Source organism: Methylocystis sp. (assembly GCF_021731785.1).
Taxonomy (GTDB): domain Bacteria; phylum Pseudomonadota; class Alphaproteobacteria; order Rhizobiales; family Beijerinckiaceae; genus Methylocystis.
Genome location: NZ_JAKFWS010000045.1, coordinates 55,547 through 79,589, shown reverse-complemented (window position 1 = coordinate 79,589; position 24,043 = coordinate 55,547). Strand labels below are relative to the sequence as shown.

At 62.6% G+C, this 24,043-nt stretch carries 19 protein-coding genes and 1 tRNA gene; 8 read left to right on the top strand and 12 right to left on the bottom strand.

Annotation, left to right across the window (positions count from 1 at the left end; all coding sequences use genetic code 11):
- On the bottom strand, nt 1-995 hold a 995-nt coding region (locus QZ964_RS09630; protein WP_292531244.1), incomplete at its 3' end, for a CBS domain-containing protein.
- 77 nt (nt 996-1,072) lie between these two features.
- Between QZ964_RS09630 and QZ964_RS09625 the strand changes: the two genes are divergently transcribed.
- Nucleotides 1,073-2,020, top strand: a complete 948-nt coding sequence (locus QZ964_RS09625; RefSeq protein WP_292531242.1) for a polysaccharide deacetylase family protein — start codon at nt 1,073-1,075, stop codon at nt 2,018-2,020.
- Nucleotides 2,021-2,038: 18 nt separating this feature from the next.
- On the opposite strand, the gene QZ964_RS09620 is transcribed toward QZ964_RS09625, so the two are convergent.
- Both QZ964_RS09620 and QZ964_RS09615 read right to left on the bottom strand, forming a co-directional pair.
- Nucleotides 2,039-2,878, bottom strand: a complete 840-nt coding sequence (locus QZ964_RS09620) for a hypothetical protein (protein WP_292531240.1) — start codon at nt 2,876-2,878, stop codon at nt 2,039-2,041.
- A 209-nt stretch (nt 2,879-3,087) separates the two neighbouring features.
- Nucleotides 3,088-3,172: transfer RNA gene (locus tag QZ964_RS09615), tRNA-Leu, on the bottom strand.
- Between the two features lie 156 nt (nt 3,173-3,328).
- Between QZ964_RS09615 and lipB the strand changes: the two genes are divergently transcribed.
- Nucleotides 3,329-4,018, top strand: a complete 690-nt coding sequence (gene lipB / locus QZ964_RS09610; RefSeq protein WP_292531248.1) for a lipoyl(octanoyl) transferase LipB — start codon at nt 3,329-3,331, stop codon at nt 4,016-4,018.
- Here lipB and bioB read toward each other — a convergent pair.
- A complete protein-coding gene (bioB, locus tag QZ964_RS09605) occupies nt 4,015-4,998 on the bottom strand; it encodes a biotin synthase BioB (protein WP_292531238.1) in 984 nt (327 codons plus the stop codon). The two genes, lipB and bioB, sit on opposite strands and share 4 nt — an antisense overlap.
- Nucleotides 4,995-5,513, bottom strand: coding sequence for a PTS sugar transporter subunit IIA (locus tag QZ964_RS09600; protein ID WP_292531237.1), 519 nt, complete (start codon nt 5,511-5,513; stop codon nt 4,995-4,997). The genes bioB and QZ964_RS09600 overlap by 4 nt, the downstream gene beginning before the upstream one ends.
- Before the next feature lie 197 nt (nt 5,514-5,710).
- On the opposite strand from QZ964_RS09600, the gene QZ964_RS09595 reads away from it, so the two are divergent.
- Together QZ964_RS09595 and ppc are read left to right on the top strand one after the other, a co-directional pair.
- Nucleotides 5,711-5,998 carry a hypothetical protein gene (locus QZ964_RS09595; protein WP_292531236.1) on the top strand — a complete coding sequence of 96 codons (288 nt, stop codon included), beginning with the start codon at nt 5,711-5,713 and terminating at the stop codon, nt 5,996-5,998.
- A 122-nt stretch (nt 5,999-6,120) separates the two neighbouring features.
- On the top strand, nt 6,121-8,931 hold the full coding sequence (gene ppc / locus QZ964_RS09590; RefSeq protein ID WP_292531235.1) for a phosphoenolpyruvate carboxylase: 2,811 nt from the start codon (nt 6,121-6,123) through the stop codon (nt 8,929-8,931).
- A 107-nt stretch (nt 8,932-9,038) separates the two neighbouring features.
- Here the strand turns inward: ppc and QZ964_RS09585 are convergent, their stop codons facing one another.
- The 6 genes from QZ964_RS09585 to QZ964_RS09560 all read right to left on the bottom strand — a co-directional run bounded on the left by QZ964_RS09585 (nt 9,039) and on the right by QZ964_RS09560 (nt 17,362).
- Nucleotides 9,039-9,956 (bottom strand): hydroxymethylglutaryl-CoA lyase, encoded by a 918-nt coding sequence (locus tag QZ964_RS09585; RefSeq protein WP_292531234.1) that lies wholly within the window; start codon nt 9,954-9,956, stop codon nt 9,039-9,041.
- Complete coding sequence (locus QZ964_RS09580) at nt 9,953-11,959, bottom strand: biotin carboxylase N-terminal domain-containing protein (RefSeq protein ID WP_292531233.1); 2,007 nt, start codon at nt 11,957-11,959, stop codon at nt 9,953-9,955. The genes QZ964_RS09585 and QZ964_RS09580 overlap by 4 nt, the downstream gene beginning before the upstream one ends.
- A 1-nt stretch (nt 11,960) precedes the next feature.
- On the bottom strand, nt 11,961-12,749 hold the full coding sequence (locus QZ964_RS09575) for an enoyl-CoA hydratase-related protein (RefSeq protein ID WP_292531232.1): 789 nt from the start codon (nt 12,747-12,749) through the stop codon (nt 11,961-11,963).
- A 10-nt stretch (nt 12,750-12,759) separates the two neighbouring features.
- The gene (locus QZ964_RS09570; protein ID WP_292531231.1) at nt 12,760-14,367 is read right to left on the bottom strand and encodes a carboxyl transferase domain-containing protein; all 1,608 of its coding nucleotides are present in this window, start codon (nt 14,365-14,367) and stop codon (nt 12,760-12,762) included.
- 16 nt (nt 14,368-14,383) lie between these two features.
- The gene (locus tag QZ964_RS09565) at nt 14,384-15,553 is read right to left on the bottom strand and encodes an isovaleryl-CoA dehydrogenase (protein WP_292531230.1); all 1,170 of its coding nucleotides are present in this window, start codon (nt 15,551-15,553) and stop codon (nt 14,384-14,386) included.
- A 219-nt stretch (nt 15,554-15,772) separates the two neighbouring features.
- The gene (locus QZ964_RS09560; protein WP_367119258.1) at nt 15,773-17,362 is read right to left on the bottom strand and encodes a phosphoenolpyruvate carboxykinase; all 1,590 of its coding nucleotides are present in this window, start codon (nt 17,360-17,362) and stop codon (nt 15,773-15,775) included.
- A gap of 306 nt (nt 17,363-17,668) precedes the next feature.
- Here QZ964_RS09560 and QZ964_RS09555 point away from each other — a divergent pair, with 306 nt between their 5' ends.
- Nucleotides 17,669-17,998, top strand: coding sequence for a hypothetical protein (locus QZ964_RS09555; RefSeq protein WP_292531228.1), 330 nt, complete (start codon nt 17,669-17,671; stop codon nt 17,996-17,998).
- 55 nt (nt 17,999-18,053) lie between these two features.
- Here QZ964_RS09555 and QZ964_RS09550 read toward each other — a convergent pair whose 3' ends face one another.
- Nucleotides 18,054-18,611, bottom strand: a complete 558-nt coding sequence (locus tag QZ964_RS09550; protein ID WP_292531227.1) for a PRC-barrel domain-containing protein — start codon at nt 18,609-18,611, stop codon at nt 18,054-18,056.
- A gap of 423 nt (nt 18,612-19,034) precedes the next feature.
- Here QZ964_RS09550 and QZ964_RS09545 point away from each other — a divergent pair, with 423 nt between their 5' ends.
- From QZ964_RS09545 to QZ964_RS09535, 3 genes are all read left to right on the top strand, one after another.
- The gene (locus QZ964_RS09545) at nt 19,035-20,024 is read left to right on the top strand and encodes a glycosyltransferase (protein WP_292531225.1); all 990 of its coding nucleotides are present in this window, start codon (nt 19,035-19,037) and stop codon (nt 20,022-20,024) included.
- The gene (gene glf / locus QZ964_RS09540; protein ID WP_292531224.1) at nt 20,017-21,156 is read left to right on the top strand and encodes a UDP-galactopyranose mutase; all 1,140 of its coding nucleotides are present in this window, start codon (nt 20,017-20,019) and stop codon (nt 21,154-21,156) included. Before QZ964_RS09545 ends, glf begins: the two co-directional genes overlap by 8 nt.
- A 150-nt stretch (nt 21,157-21,306) precedes the next feature.
- Nucleotides 21,307-24,042, top strand: a complete 2,736-nt coding sequence (locus tag QZ964_RS09535) for a glycoside hydrolase family 2 protein (RefSeq protein ID WP_292531223.1) — start codon at nt 21,307-21,309, stop codon at nt 24,040-24,042.
- Nucleotide 24,043: the final 1 nt, after the last annotated feature.

Here is a 24,043-nt window from a genome sequence, read left to right as displayed (position 1 = left end):
ACCATCTGTTCGAGCTGCAACTGGAAGGTCTTGAGGACGGAGGAGGTGACGAAAGCGGCCAGCATGTAAATGAAGAGCCAGGTGAAACGGCTTCGGACGATCCACCAGAAATCGTCGGTCAGCTCTTCTTCGGGGTTCACGCCGCCGAGCGCCAGGATTTCTTCGGACGCCTGTTCCTGGATGACGTCGACGATGTCGTCGATGGTGAGAACGCCGACCAGACGTTCGGATACGTCGACGACCGGGACGGAGACGAGATTGTAGCGCTCAAAGAGCCGCGCCGCCTCGGCGCCGTCCTCGGTCGCCTTCACCCGCCGACGATCTTCCTGCATGATTTCGTCAAGTCGCGCAGCGGGCCTGGCGCGCACCAGCGCGTCGAGGAAAACGGTGCCGAGCAGGTGGTAGCTCGGATCGACGACGAAAACTTCGAAGAAGCTTTCGGGAAGGTTTTCTTCGCCGCTCTCCCGAAAGAAATCGAGCACGCGCCCCGCCGTCCAGAATGGCGGCGCGGCGACGAACGTCGTCTGCATCAGGCGACCGGCCGAATCCTCGGGGTAATCCAGCGAGCGGCGCAGGACGATGCGCTCTTGCGCCGGCAGCGCGTCGAGAACTTCGTCCTGTTCTTTCGGCTCCAGAGCCTCGAGAATAGCGACGGCGTCGTCGCTTTCGAGTTCGCGCACGCCCTCAACGAGGGTCTCGACCGGCAATTCCTCGAGGATTTCCTCGCGGGTCGCTTCGCCGACCTCCATCAGGGCCGTGAAGTCGAAGTCGGCACCCATCAATTCGACGAGGCGCGGCCGCGCCTCGTGGCTTAAAAGCTCCAGCAGGGCGCCAAGGTCCGCCTCATGGAGGTCGCCGACGAGCTCGTGGACCCGATCCGAGTCGCCGAGCGCGATCGCGCCTTCGACGTCGAGAACGAATTCCCGACCAAGAGACGGTCCGTCGTCGCGGAAGTCCTCGGCGGCGGTCGCCGTATCTTCATGATCGAGCGGCATAGGCGGTCCCGCGCTATATTGTGGTCGCGCTCTTAACCCGGGGGCGCGAGAAATCAAACCGGCAAGGCGCGATGACGATGATTTTTCCCACGACGAAAAGACCTCAAGCGCCGGCCGCCGCCGCGCTCCAACCAAACCTCGCAGTCGTTCTGGCGTCCCTGTTCGCAGGGCTTTTCGCCGCCCAGAGCGGCGCAGCCGAGGAACGGACCTGCGGGCCCGACGCGCTGGGAACTTCGCGCACGATAGAAATCGACCGCTCCAAGGGAACGGCGATCGGCCTGCAATCCTATCCGCGCACGCTTGACCTTCACGATCACGAGGTCGTTTTGACCTTCGACGACGGACCGGCGGCGCCGACGCCGCAAGTGCTCGACGCGCTCGCCAAGGAATGCGCGCGCGTGACCTTCTTCCTCATCGGCCGAAATGCGGAAAGCCTGCCGGCGCTCGTCAAGCGCGCCGCCGCGGAAGGCCACACGATCGGCCATCATTCCTACAGCCACCCGGACAAGACGCTGAGGCTCATGAGCGAGGACGCCGCCAAGGCGGACATCGAGAAGGGGATCGCCGCCGTGGACAAGGCGCTTGGCGCGAAGGCGGCGCCTTTCTTCCGCTTTCCAGGATTCGCCGACACGCCCGAACTCGTCGCCGATCTGACCAGTCGCGGCTATACAGTTTTCGGCTCAGATCTCTGGGCCTCGGACTGGTCGAAAATGACGCCCAAGGCCGAACTCGACCTCGTGCTGTCGCGGCTCGAAAAGAACCGCAAAGGCATCGTGCTATTCCACGACTCTCAAGCGATCACCGCTCAGATGCTGCCCGAGTTTTTGCGCGAGCTGAAGACGCGCGGCTATTCGCTCGTCCATATCAGGCCTGGCGACGCGCCCACCCCGATCGCCGCCGCTGGCGCTGATTGGACTTCGACGACGGAGCCGATCATCGCCAAGACGCTCGGACCGAAGGCAAAGCTGGCGCCCCATGAGCATGATCATGGCGCGCAGGAGGCGCCGAAATCGGGCGACCCCTGAGCCTGCGCGAAACGCAGTTCAGAGCGCGCCGCGATCGCAGATATAGATGCTTTTCGAAGCCCAGCAGGAGCCGCTTTTATAGACGTTGCCGAGAGTCTTGCCGGCGAGGACCGCTGACCAGGTTTTTCCCCTAACAGGAGAAAGCGTGAGCGTCTGACCCGAATATCGGAAACTCACCGCGCCGCCGTTTCGCGTGACTTGACAGGCGGCGCCTTCAAGCACGCGTCCTGAAATCCTGATTTGGCACTTTCTTTTCAGCGCCTCTGGCGCGGCCGACTCAGACTTTTCGGTCTCGGACGCGCCATCCTCCGCCCTGCTTCCCGCCGATCCACGCCTTCCCGCGACGTCGGCGTTGAGAAAGTCCGGTTCGGGACCGAGTTTTGCGATCCACTCTTGCGCAACGGGCGCCGATTCCGATTCCTGTGCGGCGGCGCGTTCATGCGTCGGCGCCGGCTCCACCGGCCCGGCCACAATCGAGACCGGCTGTTCATGCAAGCGCGAATGCGCCAGCGGTGCCTGCGAGGTCGCGGCGCCCGCCGCGCCGGAAGCGGCTATCCTTTGAGGCGTCAGTGAATCAGCTGGATCGACATTCTGCGGAAGCTCGCCCCAGAACGCTGAAACGACGACGATCGCGGTGCCGACGATGACGAGCGCCGCCGCGCCGTAGCAGAAGAAGCGCTCGACCCTTTCGAAGTTGCGATCGAAGTCCATCGCATAGGATTGGCGGCGCGGCCCGATCTGCCGCGGCGCGGCAACCCGCCAATCGGCCTCGATATCATGCCACGCATAGCGCGCGCGCGTTTCGATGTTGTCGGTCTTCGGCGGCGCCCCGCGATGGTCTCTTAACGATACATCCATGCTTCCCTCTCCGGGCGCAGTTGAACGAAAAGAGCCGGCGTCGAACCCGCTAAAAGGTCTTGCAAACCAGGGCATTTCGCCCCTTGGCGAGACCGGGCGGGCGGCTCGTGCTGACCAAGCGCCAGCGCAAGCATATTGCCTTGGGGAATGTGGCTGATGTTTGCCCGCTGCGGCGCCGCAATTCGTGGGCGCATCCGGGGCGCTAACCTTGGTGCGGCCGAGAGGACTCGAACCTCCACTGGTTGCCCAACTAGCACCTCAAGCTAGCGCGTCTACCAATTCCGCCACGGCCGCAAGGGCGCTCCGCTTAACGCGCAGCGCCGGCGCGCTGCGTCTAACAAATCGGCCCTCAGATGACAAGCGGCGGAACGCTTAGCCCTTGAATCGGTGTAAAATGACACGATGAGCCAAGCCGCCTGCCCGCCTGCGCCAGCCGTCGACGCCTCAGCGATGCGCGCGCGCGCAGACGCGCCGCCGGTCGAATGGCGCGTCAGCGACGGTCTCGTTGCCTATGAAGAGGCGGTCGCGTTTATGGAAGCGCGCGCCGCGGCGATCGCAGCTGGCGACGCGCGCGAATGCGTGTGGCTCCTCGAACATCCGCCGATCTATACCGGCGGCTCTTCGGCGAAGGCGCAGGATCTGCTCGACGCGCGCTTTCCCGTCTTTAGCACCGGGCGCGGCGGCCAGTTCACCTATCATGGACCGGGGCAGCGCGTCGCTTATGTCATGCTCGATCTGACGCACCGCCGGCGCGACGTGCGCGCGCTGGTTTGCGCGCTTGAATCCTGGATCATCGCGACGCTTGCCGATTTCGGCGTTGCCGGCGAACGCCGCGCGGCGCGCGTTGGCGTCTGGGTCGAGCGGCCGGAGAAGCCCAAAGGATCGCTCGGCGAGACGGCCGAAGACAAGATCGCCGCGATCGGGATTCGGCTGCGGCAATGGGTGAGTTTTCACGGCGTCGCGCTCAATGTCGCGCCGGATCTGACTCATTTTTCAGGGATTGCGCCCTGCGGCGTGCGCGACGCGCATCTTGGCGTCACCAGCCTTGCGGACCTCGGCGTGACGGCTGACATGCAGGCGGTCGACGCCGCCCTGCGCAAGAATTTCGAAGCGATTTTCGGCCCGACCGAAGGCGTTTAGGAAGCCGAGGGCGCGCGCGCCTCGCGCGCCGCAAGCGCGGCGAACAGCGCATCGTCCGCATTGACGCCGGCGTTGTCGGTCGTCAGCAGCTTCTCGCCGTAGAAGATCGAATTGGCGCCGGCGACAAGGCAGAGGATTTGCGCCTCGCGCGACAGCGACGAGCGGCCGGCCGAAAGCCGCACCCGCGACTTCGGCATGACAATGCGCGTCGTCGCGATCATCCGCACGAGATCGAGCGGGTCGATCTGCGCGCGCCCGGCGAGCGGCGTGCCTTCGACGGCGACCAGCGCATTGATCGGCACGCTTTCGGGATGCGGGTCGAAAGACGCCAGCGTCTGCAACATGCCAGCGCGGTCGTGCACGCTTTCGCCCATGCCGATGATCCCGCCGCAGCACATCTCGAGTCCTGCGCCGCGAACCGCTTTGAGCGTCTCGAGACGGTCCTGATAGGTCCGGGTGGTGATGATCTCTCCGTAGAACTCCGGGCCGGTGTCGAGATTATGGTTGTAGGCGGTGAGTCCGGCGTCGACGAGGCGCTTCGCTTGCGACTCGTCGATCATGCCGAGCGTGACGCAGGCTTCCATGCCGAGTGCGCGCACGCCGCGCACCATGTCGAGCACCGCGTCGAAGCGCTTGCCTTCGGGCGCCGACCGCCAGGCCGCACCCATGCAGAAACGGTCGGCGCCAGCTTCCCTCGCGGTTCTTGCGGCGGCGAGCACCTCCGCCGTGTCCATGAGTTCGACTCGGTCGAGCTTGACTTCGCGATGATGCGCCGATTGCGGGCAATAGGAGCAGTCTTCCGGACAGCCGCCGGTCTTGATCGACAGCAGCGCCGCCTTCTGCACGTCATTCACGTCATGAAAGCGGCGATGGACGGCGTTCGCCTGCGCGACGAGATCGAGCAGCGCCTGATCGTGGAGGGCGACGATCTCTTCGACGCGCCAGTCAAAACGAAGCGAAAACTCGACGGGCGCGTTCACGCCGGACCTCCGGTGTCGCGGCTTTCCGAGCGATGCTGCGAGCGCCCGGCGAGCTTGCGCTGCTGCGGCGCCGACGTCGCGCTCGGGGTCGGCGCCTTGTTGCGCGCGCCGCGCAACGCCGCATAAGCGACGAACAGCGCCGTCGCCACGTCGAAAGCCGCATTGGCGATCACGAAGGGCGCGGGAGCGAATTGCGAGGCTGCGCCGATATAGTGAAAGTAAATTGCGAAGAGCGGATGCAGCGCGAAGCCTGCGATGACCCACCAGGGGGAGCCGATGATCGACATGCCGGCGAGCGTGCCGAAAACGGCGACGCCGGTCATCTCGAATCCGACCCAGGCGCCAGGCTCTTCGGCGCGAAAGGCGAAGCCGACATACAGGAAGGACAGCGCGATCAGCGCATAGGCGGCGATGCGCTGGGCCGGAGCGCCCCACCATCGGCAGAGCGCCACAAGGCCCAGGGCGAAGACCAAGCCGACCGCGGCGAAGATAGCTATTTCCGTTGTGTCGAGCATGGCTTAACCATTTGCGCGCGCGCTGGGGATGAGGTGGAACGTGGCGCCGAGTCTATAAGGGGCCCAGCCGCGCCGAACAAGTGCCCGTTATTCTGGCGCCTCTATGAACGGAGCGCGTCGCCGCGGCCTTGTCAAACAGTCCGGTCTGCAGCAGTTTCTGCTGGCGACGTCAGGGTCGCAAATTCAGCGAGGTTCTCGTGCTGAAAGCCATATTCCTTGCGCTCCTATGCGCGGCGAGCGGCGTCACGCCGGCTCTTGCCGTAAACACTTGGGCGGGCAACACGTCCGACGACATGGCGGCCGAGCAGAAGGCCTGCGCCTACGACGCATACCGGTTCTGCGGCGGCAACACCGTCTTTATTTTCGAGATGGAGAATTGCCTCAAGCGGTATATGCCGTATCTGTCGCGACCCTGCCGGAAGCAGCTGTCTCCCACCGATTTTCGGAAATACTACCGGGAGGAGCCGGATTTCTTCGGCTTTTAGGAGCGCGCGCGACAGCCGGAAGGCGCGCCGAACGCTGGACGCGTCGAAAAGGCGCCCGAAGCCTGCTATAGCTGCCCTGGGCGCGCCCTGAGGCGCGGAAAAATTTCAAAGGCCGCGATCGTATGCAGCTCGAAGCGCAGGCGCAGGAAAAACCCGTCACGCCATCTCCAGCGGCGGCAACGGAGCCCGACGCCTTGAAGGGCGACGAATCCCTTATCGACGACATTCGCCTGCTCGGACGCCTTCTCGGCGACGCGGTGCGCGAACATGAGGGGAGCGGCGCGTTCGAGCGCATTGAGACCATCCGGCGCCTCTCCGTCGCCGCGAGCCGCAACGGGGACGCCGAAGCCGACAGAAATCTCGACGCGCTGCTGCGCTCGCTGACGGCGGAGGAGGCGCGCACCGTGATCCGCGCCTTCAGCTATTTTTCGCATCTTGCGAACATCGCCGAAGACCTGCATCCCCTGCAGCAGCGCGCGCGCGCGCAGGCGAGCGGCGCCTTCGCCGGCGCGCCAAGCCTCGCCACGACCCTTGCGCATCTGCGCAAGGCCTCGATCGGGGCCGGCAAGATCGCCCAGGCGTTGGCCCGCGGCTGGATTTCGCCGGTGCTGACTGCGCATCCCACCGAAGTGCGCCGCAAAAGCCTGCTCGACGCCGAACATGCCATCTTCAAGCTGCTCGCCGCGCGCGAACATATGCGCGGCAAGGCCGATCGCGCGCAAAACGAGATGCAGCTTCGCGCCCGCGTGTCGCAACTTTGGCAAACCGAGCTCTTGCGCCAATCCCGATTGACCGTGCGCGACGAGATCGAGAACACGCTGAGCTATTATCGCAGCACCTTCCTGCGCGAGATTCCGCGCCTTTACGCCGACATCGAACAGCGTCTCGAAGGACTGCGCGTGCCGCCCTTCCTGCGCATGGGGGCCTGGGTTGGCGGCGACCGCGACGGCAATCCCAATGTGACGGCGGAGTCGCTCTCGACCGCCATGCGCATGCAATGCGAAACCGCGCTGCGCTTTTATCTCATCGAAGTGCATGAGCTTGGCGCCGAACTTTCGATCTCGCGACGCTACGCCGGCTGCACCAAGGCGCTCGAAGAGCTTGCGGCGCGCTCTGGCGACGATAATCCGCACCGCGACGACGAACCCTATCGCCGCGCGCTCATCGGCGTTTACTCCCGCCTCGCCGGCACACTGGAGAAGCTGACCGGCGGCCAGGCGGCGCGCCACGCCGTCGCGCCGGGCGAGCCTTACGCCAATTCCTGGGCGCTGCTCGCCGATCTCGTCACCATCGATGAGTCGCTGCGGGTGCATCACAGCGAAGTCATCGCCACGCAGCGGCTCGAGCCGCTGATCCGCGCCGTCGAAGTCTTCGGCTTTCATCTGGCGACGCTCGATCTGCGGCAAAGCTCGGATCGGCATGAGGAGACGATCGCCGAACTTCTCAAGATCGCCCGGATCGTCGACGATTACGCCGCGCTGCCTGAGGCCGAGAAGCAGCAGTTGCTGATGCGATTGCTCAGTGATCCGCGGCCGGTGCGCCTGCCGGGCGCGACCTATAGCGACCGCTCCACCAGCGAATTGACGATCATCGAGCACGCGCGCGAGATGCGCCGACTCTATGGCGATGAGGCGATCCGCCATTACATCATCAGCCACACCGAAACGGTCAGCGACCTCCTTGAAGTTCTGCTGCTACAAAAAGAATGCGGCCTGATGCGTGGCACGCTCGATCCGCGCGACACACAGGCCGTCGTCGCCGATCTCATCATCGTTCCGCTCTTCGAAACCATCGAGGACCTGCGCAACGCCGCGCCGATCATGCAGGAGTTTTACGCGCTTCCCGGCATCCTCAAGCTTGTCGTCAATTCCGGCGGGCAGCAGGACGTCATGCTGGGCTACTCCGACTCCAACAAGGACGGCGGCATCCTAACGAGCATCTGGGAGCTCTACCGCGCCTCGACCGCGCTGGCGGAATTTTTCGCGTCCCTGACGAATGTGACCCTGCGCCTGTTCCATGGCCGCGGCGGGACCGTCGGGCGCGGCGGCGGGCCGAGCTATGACGCCATTCTGGCGCAGCCTCCCGGCACGGTGAACGGTCAGATCCGTCTGACCGAACAGGGCGAGGTCATCGCGGCCAAATACGCCAATCCGCAGATCGGCCACGTCAATCTCGAACTGCTTGTCGCAGCGACGCTCGAAGCGACGCTGCTCTCCGAGCACAAGACTCCGCCGCCGGAGTTTCTGGAAGCGGCCGAAGAATTGTCGCAGGCCGGCATGGCCGCCTATCGCGGCCTCGTTTACGGAACCGAAGGCTTCGTCGATTTCTTTTTTTCCTCGACGCCGATCTCCGAAATCGCCTCGCTCAATATCGGCTCGCGTCCCGCCTCGCGCAAACCGTCGCGCCGAATCGAAGACCTGCGCGCAATCCCGTGGAGCTTTTCCTGGGCGCAGTCGCGCGTGGCGCTGCCCGGATGGTACGGCTTTGGTTCAGCGATCGCGCATTTCATTGAGAAAGACGAGAAGGCGCGGCTCGCGCTGCTGCGCCGCATGAGCGAGGAATGGCCGTTCTTCCGCGCGCTGCTCTCGAACATCGACATGATCCTGTCGAAGACCGACATGTCGATCGCGCATCATTACGCCGGACTCGTCGAGGACCGGGCGCTCGCCGCGCGCATTTTCGGCATGATCGAGGCGGAACATGCACGCGCCAACGAGGCGCTCGAAAAGATTCTCGGCTCGAAGGAGCGGCTCGCCGACAATCCGACCCTCGCGCGCTCGCTCAGGCACCGCTTCCCCTATATCGCGCCGCTCAACTATCTGCAGGTCGAGCTGATCCGCCGCCATCGCGCGGGAGAACGCGGCGAAGACATTCGCGAGGGCATCCTAATGTCGATCAATGGCGTTGCGGCCGGTTTGCGCAATACGGGATAGACGCATCCGGCGGGCGCTTCTGCGCGTTTTGGAAATTCCCGCCGGCGTTCCATGCGCATGGTCTCTATTCCCGTGCAGAGAGGCAATGGAGAGGCTGCTCGCGTTCATCACGCGTCGGCCGGACCGCCGCATTTTGCGTGATAGGCCTGCGCAACACGGCTCGCCGGGGCTCGATTGAGCTGGGCGCAGGCGAAAGCCCCTGCCTCCAAGAGTCGATCGAGCGACACGCCAGTTTCGATGTCCATTCGCTGCAACATATGTACGACGTCCTCGGTCGCGACATTGCCGGCGGCGCCAGGCGCGAACGGACATCCGCCGAGGCCGGCGGCCGAACTGTCGACGACACGGACGCCGGCTTCGAGGCAAGCGAAAATATTGGCGAGCGCCAGTCCGTAGGTGTCGTGGAAATGCACGGCGATTTTGTCGAGAGGCGCAACTTGCGCCACGCGTTGGACCAATCGGCGCGCTTGTATCGGCGCGCCGACGCCGATCGTATCGCCGAGCGACACCTCGAAGCATCCCATCCCCAGGAGCGCGCCGGCGACTGAGGCAACCCTTGCGCCATCAACCGCTCCTTCGTAAGGACAGCCCAAGACGCAGGAGACATAGCCGCGCGCCATGACGCCGTGGCGGCGCGCCTCTGCGACGATTGTCGCGTATCGTTCAAGGCTTTCCTCGATCGAGCAGTTGATATTGCGCTCGGAGAAGGTCTCGGAAGCCGCGGCGAACACCGCGATTTCGCTGGCGCCGGCGGCGAGGGCGTCGATAAGTCCGCGTAGGTTTGGGACGAGCACGCTCAGCCGCAGATTTTGCTTGTGGACTAGCGCAAGAACCTCGTCCGTGTGCGCCATTTGCGGCACGGCCGTCGGCGAGACGAAGCTGCCGGCTTCGATGCGGGTAAGTCCCGCGGCCGCAAGACGATTGATGAAATCGGCTCGGATCTGCGGGGATAGCGTCAATTTCTCGTTCTGCAGACCGTCGCGAGGGCCGACTTCAACGACGCTGACTCGGGAGGGGACGCTCATGCGCCCTCCTTTCGCGTCAGCGTAACGAGTTCGGCGCCCTCCTTCGCCATGTCGCCCACTGCGCAGGCGACGCTCTTGACGACGCCATCATGCGGCGCAGCCATGGCGATTTCCATCTTCATCGCTTCCAGAACCACGAGCGTTTCGCCCTTGCTGACCACATCGCCCGACGTCACGGCGACATGCGTGACGGTCGCCGGCATCGGCGCAAGCAGACGCTCGTCGGATGGTCCATGGCCCTGCTCAGACGTCGCCGTCTGCAGCCACTTCAGGAGATAGTTCCTGCCGCGCAGAACGATGACCACACCGTCGTCCACAACGACGGCTGCGACCTCGTGCTTCACGCCGTTGACAAGCAAGAGGAGGCGATCGCCTATCCTACGAGTTTCCACCGACGTCTCAACGCCGCCACAAATCAGCGAAAAGCCGTCGTCCTGCGGGCGCATCAAGTGGGCGGCAAGCGTTCGTCCCGCCAGCGTAACAGCGAATTCGTAGCCGGTGGAGTCATAGAGGCGCCATGCGTTGACTTCGGCCCAGGGCGACCATTCGTCGCCGACCGCTCTGCTCGCCTCAAGCGCCGTGCGCCGGAGGCGCGACAGAAGGGTCGCGCCGGCCGCCGCAAGAAGGACGTGGTCCAAATCTTCGTCCGTCGCGGCAGGGACAATCAGCGTGTCGACATTGTTCGTAACGAACTCCGTGTCGTAATCCCCGCGCGCCAGCGCATCGCTCTTCGAGATCGCCCGCAGCAGATCGAGATTGGTGGCGACGCCAATGATCTCGACCTCATCAAGCGCCGCCTGCAGGCGAGCCAGCGCCTGCGCGCGGGTCTCGCCAAAAACGATCAGCTTCGCCAGGAGCGAATCGTAGAACGGCGTGACGCGATCCCCGGCCCGAACGCCCGAGTCGATGCGCAGGAAAGGCGCATGCTGCGGCGTCCGAAAGTGAATAATTTCGCCGGCCGAAGGCATGAATCCGCACGCCGGATCTTCGGCGCAGATTCGCGCCTCGATCGCGCAGCCGCTCATCCTCAGATCGTTCTGAGTCAGGGGAAGCGGCGCGCCGCAGGCGACGCGCAGCTGCCATTCGACGAGGTCCTGGTTGGAAACCATCTCCGTCACCGGATGTTCGACCTGCAGCCGCGTATTCATTTCGAGAAAGTAGAAGCGATCGTCACCGACCAGAAATTCGACCGTGCCAGCCCCGACATAACCAGCCGCACGCGCCGCTTGGATCGCAGCCTCGCTCATCTGTGCGCGCAGAAACTGCGTCAGCCCGGGCGACGGCGTCTCTTCGACGATCTTTTGGCGCCGGCGCTGCAACGAGCAGTCGCGCTCGAAAAAGGATATGACGCCGCCATGCGAGTCCGCGAAGATCTGGATCTCCACATGCTTAAAGCCGCCGAAATATTTTTCGATAAACAGCGCATCGTCGCCAAACGCGGCGCGCGCTTCGCGCCGGGCACTGTCAATCGTCGACGACAGTTCTTCGGGCGTTCGAACGATGCGCATGCCCCTGCCGCCGCCGCCGGCCGAAGCCTTCACGAGCAAGGGAAAGCCGATCGCGCGCGCCGCTTCGGTGAGTTCAGAGTCATCTCCGCTGCATGAACCTGGCGCGACGGGCGCCCCTGCCTCCGCCATCGCCGCCTTTGCCGCGCTCTTCGAACCAAGAAGCCGCATCGCGCGCGGCGGCGGTCCAACGAAGATCAGCCCCTTCGCCGCGCAGGCTTCGGCGAAGTCGGCGTTCTCGGAAAGAAAGCCATAGCCCGGATGTATCGCGTCCGCTCCCGAACGCTCAGCGACGTCGATAATCTTCTCGATTGCGAGATAGCTGTCGCGCGCCGGCGCCGGACCGAGGAAATAGGCTTCATCGGCAAGCTCGACATGCAGCGCGTGCGTATCGGCTTCGGAATAGACGGCAACGGTCGCGACGCCCAGTCTTTTTGCTGTCCGCATGATTCGGCAAGCGATCTCTCCGCGGTTCGCGATGAGGAGCTTGCGCATCATCTCAATCGGCCACAATCCAGTTGGGCGGGCGTTTTTCGAGAAAGGCCGAAAGACCTTCCTGCGCCTCCGCGCTTGATCTCCTCGCAGCCAGTCGGAGCGCAGCCTCGCGCAAGAGTTCTGCATCAACGCCGCGGCCATAGCATTCGGAAAAAAAGCCTTTTACGTCGGCCTGCGCGCCAGGCGCGCCGCGAAGCAAATCGGCGACGATCGCGGCATGCGCCAAGCCGACCTCGAGCCTTGGCGTCACGCGATGAACGAGACCCAGCCTCTGCGCCTCGGCGGCGGAGAACCGTTCCGCCGTCAAAGCATATTGGCGCAGCTGTCGCAGCCCTATCGCGCGAATGAGAAAAGGCGCGACGATCGCCGGCAGCAACCCAAGCCTCACTTCGCTGAGCGAGAACGACGCGTCATCGGCGGCGATTACGATATCGCAGCAGGCGAGAAGGCCGACGCCTCCGCCGACGACGACGCCCTTGGCCAGGGCGATCGTTGGCTTTGATACAGCGTCTACAACATGGAGCATCCGCGCCAGCGCCAGGGCGTCTTGCTCATTCGCGTAGGACGAGCCCTGGGCGACGCGGCTCATCGAGCCGATATCGCCGCCGGCGCAGAAATAATCTCCGGCGCCTTCAAGTGTAATGAGCCGAACGTCCGCTCGCGCGTCCAATTCTTCGACGGCGTCCTTGAGAAGGCCAATGAGCTCGGAGTCGAGCGCGTTGCGCTTCTCGGGCCGGTTCAGCGTCAGGATCGCGACGCCCTTCGTGTCAATCGAATGCAGCAGAGCCGTCATGAGGGATCGCTCACATACGAAATAGGCCGAAACGCGTTTCTTCGATCGGCGCCTTCAGCGCGAAGGATAGCGCGAGAGCGATGGCCCGTCTCGTGTCGAGCGGGTCGATGACGCCGTCGTCCCAGAGCCGCGCGCTCGAATAGAGCGGCAGGCTCTGTCGTTCATATTGCTCGCGAATCGGGCGCGCGAATTCTTCCTCCTCGGCCGCCGAAAAACCTTTTTGTCGTTTCGCCATCGCCTCCCGCCTGACGCGGGTCAGCACGCTCGCCGCCTGCTCGCCGCCCATGACGCCGATGCGCGCGCTAGGCCACATCCACAGGAATCGCGGCGCGTAGGCGCGTCCGCACATCGCGTAATTGCCCGCGCCGAAGCTGCCGCCGACGATGATCGAGAGCTTCGGCAGCGCGGCCGTCGCCACCGCGGTCACCATTTTCGCTCCTTCCTTGGCGACGCCCGCGCTTTCATATTTGGCGCCGACGATGAAGCCTGTGGTGTTGTGCAAGAACAGCAGCGGCGTTTTGCGCCGCGCGCAAAGCTCGATGAAATGCGCACCCTTCTGAGCGCTCTCGGGAAACAGAACGCCATTGTTGGCGACGATGCCGACGGGATAGCCATAGATGTGCGCGAAGCCCGTCACCAGCGATGGGCCGTAGAGCTTGCGGAACTCATCAAATTCGCTCGCGTCGACAAGGCGCGCGATCACCTCGCGTATGTCGAACTGCTTGCGCGGGTCCTGCGGCAGCAGACCGTAGATCTCGGTAGGCTCGTAGTAAGGCTCCGCAGGTTGCGTCACCGCAACCTTTGTGGTCCCGGCAGGTCCGAGATTGCCGACGATATCGCGCGCGATCCGTAGCGCATGCGCGTCATTTTCGCCGCAGTGATCGGCGACGCCGGAACGACGGCAATGCACGTCGGCTCCGCCGAGTTCCTCGGCGCTGACGACCTCGCCGGTCGCCGCTTTGACGAGTGGCGGCCCCGCCAGAAATATCGCGCCTTCGTTGCGAACAATGATGGTTTCGTCGCACATCGCCGGCACATAGGCGCCGCCGGCCGTGCACGAGCCCATCACCACCGCGATCTGCGCAATGCCCCGCGAAGACATCATCGCCTGATTGTAGAAAATGCGGCCGAAATGATCCCGGTCGGGAAAGACGTCCTCCTGGCTCGTCAGATTGGCGCCGCCGGAGTCGACAAGATAGATGCAGGGCAAATCGTTCTGAGCTGCGATCTCCTGCGCGCGAAGATGTTTCTTGACGGTCAAGGGAAAGTAGGCGCCGCCTTTGACCGTGGCGTCATTGGCCACGATCATACATTCGCGCCCGCGCACCCGCCCGACGCCAGCGACGACTCCGGCCGCTGCGACGCACCCGTCATACATGCCGTAAGCGGCGAATGGCGCGATCTCGAGAAAGGGCGACATCGGATCAATAAGCGCGTCGATGCGCTGGCGCGCCAGCATTTTCCCGCGCGCGAGATGACGCTGCCGCGCCGCCTCGTCGCCGCCGAGGCGAATCTCCCCCGCAATCCGCTTCAGCTCCGCGACCCGCTCGGTCATGAACTGAAAATTCTTGGCGTAATCCGCGTCCTTCGAATTCACAAGGCTATCGAGGCGTGGCATGTGTTCGATCCAAAAGTCAGGCCGTCTCCTGAAAGAGTTCGCGCCCGATCAACATGCGCCGAATTTCGCTCGTACCGGCGCCAATCTCATAAAGCTTTGCGTCGCGCAGCAACCTGCCCGTCGGATATTCATTCATATAGCCGTTGCCGCCGAGACACTGAATCGCTTCAAGCGCCATCCAGGTCGCGCGCTCGGCAGCGAACAATATTGCGCTCGCCGCGTCTTTTCGCGCCACCCGGCCGCGATCGCAGGCTTTGGCCACGGCATAGACATAGGCGCGCGTCGCCATGACCGCGGTGTACATGTCGGCGAGCTTGCCCTGCATCAGCTCGAACTCGCCGATCGGCTGACCGAACTGCTTGCGCTCGTGCACATAGGGAAGCACGACATCCATACAGGCCTGCATGATTCCGAGAGGACCGCCGGCGAGCACTGCACGCTCGTAATCCAGGCCGCTCATCAGCACGTTGACGCCGCGTTCGGGCAGACCAAGCACATTTTCTTGCGGAACCTCGCAGTCCTCAAACAGGAGTTCGCATGTGTTCGAGCCGCGCATGCCGAGCTTGTCGAGCTTGGCGCTCGAGGAAACGCCGGGAAAGGCGCGCTCGACAATAAAGGCGGTGATGCCATGCGGTCCCGCGCCAGGGTCGGTCTTGGCGTAGACGATCACGACATCCGCGTCCGGACCATTCGTCACCCACATCTTGCTGCCATTGAGCACGTAACGATCGCCGCGCTTCATCGCGCTGAGCCGCATGTCGGTGACGTCGGACCCCGCGCTAGGCTCCGACATCGCCAGCGCGCCGACGTGATGGCCGGCGACAAGGTTCGGCAGATACCGCTGCTTCTGCTCCTCCGAACCGTTACGGTGAATTTGGTTGACGCAAAGATTCGAATGCGCCCCGTAGGACAATCCGACCGACGCCGAAGCGCGGCTGATTTCCTCCATGGCCAGGACATGTTCGAGATAGCCCATTCCCGAGCCGCCGTAGCGCTCATGCACGGTCAGTCCCAAGGCGCCGAGCGTTCCGAGCTTGGGCCAAAGATCCGACGGGAAAGCGTTTTGCACGTCAATCTGCTGCGCCCGCGGCGCAATTTCGGCAGTCGCGAAGGCTTCGGTCGCGCCGCGCACACGATCAGCGACGTCGCCGAGATCGAAGTCGAAGCTAGGCGTCCAGTGGCGCATGCGGATCTCCGATGACGCACCGTGATAGAGCCTATATTTTCCCCAGTCGGCAAAGTTTCAAGCCGCCGCTGCTCGATCACGCCGCATTGAGCCCGAATCGCCCAAATGCAGACGAGTTGATCGATCCCAAAACGCTTTGGGCGCGCTTGGCGCGAAATGCCGGCGTCCGCTTTTTCCCGAGCCGTGCTCTAGGCGACTGAAGGCCAAAGGCCATGGTGGTTACAGTATTCGGCCAGGCCGGGCGTCAAGCACCTGTTGATCGACGGAAAGCGCGAGCGCGCCGAAATTAGCCTCGAACATTTGGACGAGCCTTTTCGCCATCCGGTCAAAGTCCTCGCGCGACGACCAGGTCTGGACCGGATCGAGCATTTTAGACTCAACGCCCGGAGCCGACGCCGGCACGCACAGACCGAACGACTGATCTACCCGGAAGCCGCCTTGCGCGAGGGAGCCGTCAAGAGCGCCTTGCAGGAGCGCGCGGGTCGCCGCGATCGGCATCCGGCGACCTACGCCGTACGGACCGCCGGACCAGCCGGTATTGACCAGCCAACAGTTCGCTTGGCTGGTCAAAATGAAATCGCGCAGCAAGTTGGCGTATTCGGTCGGCCGCCGGGGCATGAAGGGCGCGCCGAAACAGGCGGAGAACGTCGCCTGTGGTTCTTTGACGCCGCGCTCCGTCCCGGCGACTTTGGCGGTATAGCCCGAGAGGAAATGATACATGGCCTGCGCGGGCGTCAAACGTGCGATCGGCGGCAGGACGCCAAACGCGTCGCAGGTTAGCATTACGATATTACGCGGATGGCCGGCGCGGCGACTCGACGAAGCATTGGGAATAAAGCCGAGCGGATAGGCGATCCGCGTGTTTTCGGTTTTCGAATCATCGTCGAAATCAAACCTGCCGGCGTGCGGATCATATGACACATTCTCAAGGATCGCGCCGTGACGATGCGACGCCGCATAAATATCCGGCTCCGACTGCTGAGACAGGCGGATCGCCTTGGCGTAACAGCCTCCTTCAAAGTTGAACAAGCCGCTGCCGTCCCATCCATGCTCATCATCGCCGATCAGGCTGCGAGTCGGATCGGCGGACAGAGTCGTCTTGCCTGTTCCTGAGAGCCCAAAGAACACTGCGGACCCACTCTCGCCGTCATTGACGGCGCAATGCATCGGCAACACGCCTTTCACGGGCAGAACATAGTTGAGATAGGTGAAAATCGATTTCTTGATCTCCCCCGCATATCGCGTTCCGCCGATCAAGACGACGCCTCTTGCGAAATCGATCGCGATCACCGTGCCGGAGCGACAGCCGTGACGCGAGGGGTCCGCCTGAAATGACGGCAGATCCAGCACCGTCAGTTGCGGCTCAAAGCTCTCTGAGGCGGCCCCGGCCGGGACAAACAGATGCCGCGCAAAGAGCGCGTGCCAGGCATATTCGGTAAAAACGCGAATGTTGAGTCGATGCGGCGGGGACGCGCAGGCGTGAACGTCTTGAGCAAAGAGATTCGTCCGACGCGCATGCGCCGCCATGTCGGCGTAAAGCCGATCGAATTGCTCGGGCGTCATCGACCGATTGTTATCCCACCAGATCGTCTGGTCGGTCAGCGCGTCGCAAACGATAAATTTGTCTTTCGGCGAACGGCCGGTGTGAACGCCCGTTTCAACGACGAGCCCGCCGGTCGCCGTCGCGAGCCCCTCGCCGCGCCGTATGGCTTCGTCGTAAAGCTCCCCTGCCTCGCAATTGCGCCGCGCCCGTGTGGAGAGGTCCAAGCCGTCAACCGCTGAAACCCCAAAGTCGTCCGCCAGCCACATCGCCGTGTTCGCCATACTGAACTTTCCTCGCCGGCCGCCGAATGCGATTCGAATTCCATATAAAGCGCCGGCTAAGGGCAAGCACTTTAAGGAAATAAAGCGTGGATTACCCAAATCAAGCCGCAATGAAGGGCGTCCGTGCTCAACGAGCAAGCACTGACGCGCAACAGTGACGCCCAGGGCTGATCAATTCGAAAGGCAAGCCCAAGAACACTTTCTCCGTTCAGCGATGTTCTCGCTTCCTTTGATTGGAACAACGACGATCCCAGCGGGTTAAGGCGAGGCTCGGAAGCTATGGAGGCAAGAATGGCGACGCGGGAACTGGAACGCATCCGACAATCGGATCGCCCGATCAGCGAAACTGCCGCCGTCATAGGCGACAAGGCGATGGCGGCGGCCGAGAGAGTCGGGCAGCGGATCAATCAAACGATGGAACAAGCCGGAACGGCAATGTCGACGGTGCAGGAAAAAGGCTCCGAAGCCGCGGGGCGCGCCGGCGACGTGATCGGCAATTTCCGGCAGGCGATCGAGAAGTCGGCGCGGTCTCAGCCGACCACGACGGTGCTCATGGCCGTGGCGGCTGGCTTCCTGCTCGGCGCCATGTGGAATTCGGGCGGTAGCTATCAGCGCGACTAGTCGGCGCACCGCTCCTGGTGCTTTTTCTGCGGTCCGCGGACAGCGCGGACCGCGCTCAATGTCGTCTGCCGGGAAACGTCTCCTCGTGAACCGGCAATGCGCTCGGCCAATTATCTGCCTCCAGCGCCGGCAAAGCATCGAGTTGATGTCCTGACATTTTGCTGCGAACGGCGCCGCCGGTGAATTCAAGTTGAGCAGGATCGACAGCGCGGAGCGTCTCGCCGACTCCTCCCACGCCATGTTGAGAGATGACAACATAAGCGATGCTCCGTTGATCTTGGGTCAACATTAAATCAATTACAACGCCGAGCTTTTCTCCGATTGAATCGACGACGTCGGCACCGACCGCCGCGGAAGCTGAAAATAGCCTAGGGACACTGATTGCCTTCTTGCTCTTGCGGGCGGCTCTCGCGCTTCCAACGTCATGCTTCGCTTGTCGCCCGAGCCAGCGCCAAACGCCAATAAGGTTCACCACCGTGAGGAAAAGGTTTGTGAGCAGCAGATTGCGCTGATTGGAGTAGCTCGCCACGAGACTCCATGCGATCGAACCGATCGAGAAGACTACGAAGCCCGACCCCGTGACTCGCGCGCCCGCATTCGCGGCGGTCATCATGGCTGCGATCATCGTCGCGGCTGGCGCGATCCAGCCTAACGTCCATTCCAGCATGTTCATTGTCGACGGCGGCGCGCGTCAGCCGAAATTCGATCGCCGGTCTTAAACTCGCCGGTGTCGCGGCCTGTTCCCAACAGCATATTGCAAACAAGGCGTTAGCTCCGCCATACCGACCTGTCTGATTGTTCATATTCTGGAACAAAAGCTGCTCAACCTGAGTTTGAAGCTGGAACGGCAAATGAGAAGAAGCCTGCAACGTTTGAGGTGAGCCGCATGCTGACAGCTCCTACCCATTTATTTTGCTTTTCACATCTTCGTTGGAACTTCGTTTATCAGCGACCTCAACATCTTCTTAGCCGAGCGGCGCGCAGTTTAGGCGTCTTCTATATCGAAGAACCCGTCTTTGTTGATGACGGGCCAGACATGCGAATTTCGAGAGACAAGAACAGCGGCGTAACCGTGGTGACGCCAATTCTCCGAGAAGGTCTTTCCGCAGACGAGGTGAATGGCGCCGTGCGTCGGGTGGTGAACGACTTGATTGCAGACGTGCGGCCCTCGGGGTGGGTGAGTTGGTACTATACGCCAATGGCGCTTGAGTTCACGCGTCATCTCACGCCAGATATTCGGGTCTACGACAATATGGACGAGCTTTCCGCGTTTGCCGGAGCGCCTCAGGGCCTTCTCGATCTTGAACGCGAGTTGATGGGCAAGTGCGACCTCATGTTCGTCGGCGGACAGAGCCTCTATGAAGCCAAACGCAATCGGCACGACAACATTCACGTCTTTCCTAGCAGCGTGGACACCGCGCATTTCCGGGTCGCGAGACAGCGCGCCGTGGACCCCGAGGATCAAAAGGAAATTCCCCATCCACGCATCGGCTTTTTCGGCGTCATCGACGAACGGATGAATTTTGACATCGTCGCCGGCATCGCGGCTTTGCGGCCGCAGTGGCGTTTGGCGATGCTCGGCCCGACCGCAAAGATCAGTCCGCAGTCTTTGCCGCGTGCGCAGAATATCCATTGGCTCGGCTGCAAGTCTTACGACGAGTTGCCGAACTATCTGTCGGGTTGGGACGTCGGGATCATGCCTTTCGCATTGAATGACGCCACGCGTTTTATCAGTCCGACCAAGACTCCCGAATTCCTTGCCGCGGGCGTTCCCGTCGTTTCCACGGCCGTCGCTGACGTCGTCAATCCATACGGCGCCGCCGGGCACGTCAAAATCGCATCCAATGCGGAAGAGTTCGTCGCCAAGATCGAACTGCTGCTCTCCCGACCGAAGACGCGCTGGCTCAGCGCCGTCGATGAGCATCTTGCGGAAATGTCTTGGGACAAGACCTGGGCGAGGATGATGCTGCATATGGCGAGCGTCGGCGCGCGGTCCAAAGTGGCGCGGGAGGCTCAACTTGTTTGACTGGCTTATCGTCGGAGCGGGCTTCGCCGGGAGCGTGCTAGCCGAGCGGCTCGCCTCACAACGCAACGAGCGCGTGCTGCTCATCGACCGGCGACCGCACATCGGCGGCAACGCCTATGATCGCTATAACGATGCGGGCGTGCTCATCCATCAATATGGCCCGCATATTTTTCATACGAATTCAGAAGCCGTCTTTGATTATCTGTCGCAGTTCACCCGTTGGCGCCCCTATGAACACCGCGTTCTGGCGGAGGTCGACGGCTTGCTGGTGCCGATTCCGATCAACCTGGAAACGGTCAATCGGCTATATGGCCTTTCGCTCGATTCCGATCAGCTCGCGCAATGGTTTGCCAGCCGCGCCGAACGCTGCGACGAGATCAAAACATCGGAGGATGTCGTCGTCAGCACGGTCGGTCGTGAACTGTATGAGAAGTTCTTTCGTGGCTATACCAAGAAGCAGTGGGGCGTCGAGCCTTCACAGCTCGACAAATCGGTGACGGCCCGGGTGCCGACCCGCCTCAATCGCGACGATCGCTATTTCAGCGACGCATATCAATTCATGCCGCTTCACGGCTATACGCGCATGTTCGAACGGATGTTGGATCACCCCAACATCAATCGCATGCTGAACACCGATTTCGACGACGTTCGCAACGAGGTCTCCTATCGTCGACTGATCTTCACAGGTCCGATCGATGAATATTTTAACTTCCGCTTCGGCAAGCTTCCGTATCGATCGCTTCGCTTCGAACACATAACGCTCGACAAGCCGCGGCATCAGCCCGTAGCGGTCGTTAATTATCCGCAGACCCACGCCTATACGAGGGTGACTGAATACAAGCATCTCACCGGTCAGGAGCATCCGAAGACAAGCTTGACCTATGAATTTCCCACTGACGACGGCGATCCTTACTATCCCGTGCCGCGCGCCGAGAATGCGGAAATCTACAAGCGTTACGAGAAGCTGGCGATTGCTCAGCAAAACGTCAGGTTTGTCGGCAGGCTCGCGACCTATCGCTATTACAATATGGATCAAGTGGTCGGACAGGCGCTTGCGACATTCCGGCGGATCGCCAAGGAAATTCCCCTATCCGACGCCGCCTTCGACACGGCGTCCGTCGCTGCGGAATAGCGCGGCGCCGGTTACGCTGCTCAGCTTGCGTCTCGCAAAAAATTTGGCGCCTTATTGCGCTAGAAATGGCCAGGTCGATCGCTCATTGTTATATGTGACGAAAGCTGATCGACGCTCCGGCGCGGGCGCTTTTGGTCGAAGCGAGGTCAGGTGAGCGCAGCGCGCATTTCGCTGGACGGTCGGTGGGACTTCAAATATCTCGGCTATGGCGTAAAGCCCGCCGAGAGCCGAACGATCCTCGTCCCGAGCCCTTGGCAGGCGCAATTCGCCGATCTGCGCATGCGCGGCGGCGTCGCGGTCTATCGCCGCGAGGTCCAGATACCGGCGGACTGGCTCGAGCAGCGGGTGTTCCTGCACTTCGGGGCCGTCTTTCATATTGCGCATGTGTTGGTGAATGGCGCCTTCGTCGGAAGCCACGTGGGCGGCTTTTTGCCTTTCCATTTCGACATCACCGATCGGATCGTCGACGGAAAGGCCGAAATCAAGGTGAAGGTCGAAAGTCCGACGGACGATCCTTTTGAATTCCCGACCACGCCGTTCGCCGAGATGCCTTTCGGCAAGCAGAGCTGGTATGGCCCGCTTTCGGGCATATGGCAGTCCGTCTATCTCGAACGGCGGATCGCAGACCACATGGCGACGGCGCGCGTGCGTTCGTCGCCCTCCAGCGGAGAAATCTCGGCGCGTGTGCATTTTGAACGCCCGCTTACCGACGCGGCCGACGTAACAATTACGGTCGTCGACGCAGAGGAAAACGCCGTCGCGCAGTCCTGCGCCAAACTGGCGGCGGGCGTCGAGAACGCCGTTTTGCATTCGCTTGTGACCGCGCCGCGCTGCTGGTCGCCGGACAGTCCCTATCTCTATCGGCTGCAGGTCTCGATGGCGTGCAATGGCGCCGACGTCGATCGGATCGAAACGACTTTCGGCTTTCGCAGCATCGAAACCCGAGACGGGAAGCTGTATCTCAACGGGAAGCCGTTCTATCTGCGCGCAGCGCTCGATCAGGATTACTATCCTGACACGATCTGCACTTTACCCTCCGTCGAATTCCTCGAGGAGAGGTTCTGCAAGGCGAAGCAGCTCGGGATGAACGCCCTGCGCTGTCACATCAAGGCGCCAGACCCGCGCTATTTCGAGGTCGCTGATCGCCTCGGCCTGCTGATTTGGGCCGAGTTGCCGAACGCCGGAGATTCGACCGAACTCTCGCGAGAGCGCACGGAGCTCACGCTGAAGGGCATCATTGATCGGGATGGCAATCATCCCTCGATCTTTTGCTGGACGCTGATCAATGAGAACTGGGGCGTGGACCTCGTCCATGACGCCAACCATCGGGCCTGGCTTAAGAAGCTGTACCTGTGGCTGAAGTCTTACGATCCTTCGCGGCTCGTCGTCGACAATTCGCCGCTGGCGCCGAGCTTCCATGTGCAGACCGATCTTGCCGACTTCCACTTTTACGCCGCCATCCCCGACAGTCGGGAGGATTGGGATCAGTTCGTCGAGGAGCTCGCAGGACGGGCCGAATGGCTGTTTAGCCCCGAGGGCGACGCTGTCATGACCGGGCAGGAGCCGCTGCTATGCTCGGAGTTCGGCAATTGGGGGCTGCCCGATCCAGAGAAGCTGCGCGATTCGGCAGGCGCTGAAGCCTGGTGGTTCGAGACCGGCCACGACTGGAGCGAAGGCGTGATGTATGCCCATGGCGTTCGCAACCGATTTCATGACTGGAGTCTCGACCGCGTGTTCGGGACTTTCGAAAGCTTCGTCGAAGCGACGCAGTGGCAACAGTTTCGGGCGCTGAAATATCAGATCGAGGCCATGCGCCGGCGGCCGCAGATTGCGGGCTATGTGATTACCGAACTGACCGATTGTCATTGGGAGGCGAACGGCCTTCTCGACATGCGCTCGAATCCGCGCGCTTTCCATAATCTGTTTCACTCGATCAACGCCGACACGGTCATCCTGCCCCGCCTCGATCGCCCAGCCTATTGGTCGGGGGACTGCGCGCGCCTTTCGCTTTGCGTCGCGCATGGCGGCCCGGACCGGCTGGAGCCGGCGGCGCTAGACGTAGCGCTGACCGAGCCGATGACCGTGGACGTTCCCGCGATCGAGTCCTGCGCGGTCGCCGATCTTGGCGTGGTTTCGCTGAAACTCCCGGTCGTCGAAGACTCCTGTTCGCGCCGCCTCACCCTTCGGCTGCGTTCTCGCGACGGACGACTGCTTGCGAGCAACGAGGTCGAAATCGCCGTGCATGCGAAGCGGCGGACGCCTGAGCTTTCGCTCTGGTCCTCGGCAGGCGACATCCGGGACCGGTTGCACGCGCTCGGCTATGAACTGGCGGAACGGGCCGAGACAGCCGACGTGATCGTTGAGACGCAGGCCTCCGCCTCGCTTGCCGCCTATGTGCGCGCGGGAGGCCGCGCGGTACTCCTGACCGAGACTCCCGGATCGCTCACGCCGTTTTTTCCGCACTGGCAAAATGTCAAAGTCGTTGCGCGTGACGGAACGCTCTGGCGGGGCGACTGGGCGTCGTCCTTTGCTTGGCTGCGACGACAGGGGCCGTTCTCCACCCTGCCCGGCGGCCCTTTGCTCGACCATGCGTTTGATCGCGTGATTCCAGCGCACGTTATTTCCGGTTGCAATCTGCTTGACTTTCAGGCGCGCGTTCAGGCCGCTCTGGTTGTCGGATGGATTCATCGTCCGGCTGCGATTGCGGTTGCGCGCAATTATGGCGCCGGTCGCATCGCCATCGCGACCTTCAGACTGTTCCGCGATCCGCCCGGCGAAGATCCCACCGCCGCGACGCTGCTGGTTGGCCTGATTGAGACGGCGGCAAGGGCCGGGCCGGCGCCAGCGATCGCCAAGCTCGAACCCGTGGGCTGGGAAGACCTTTAGG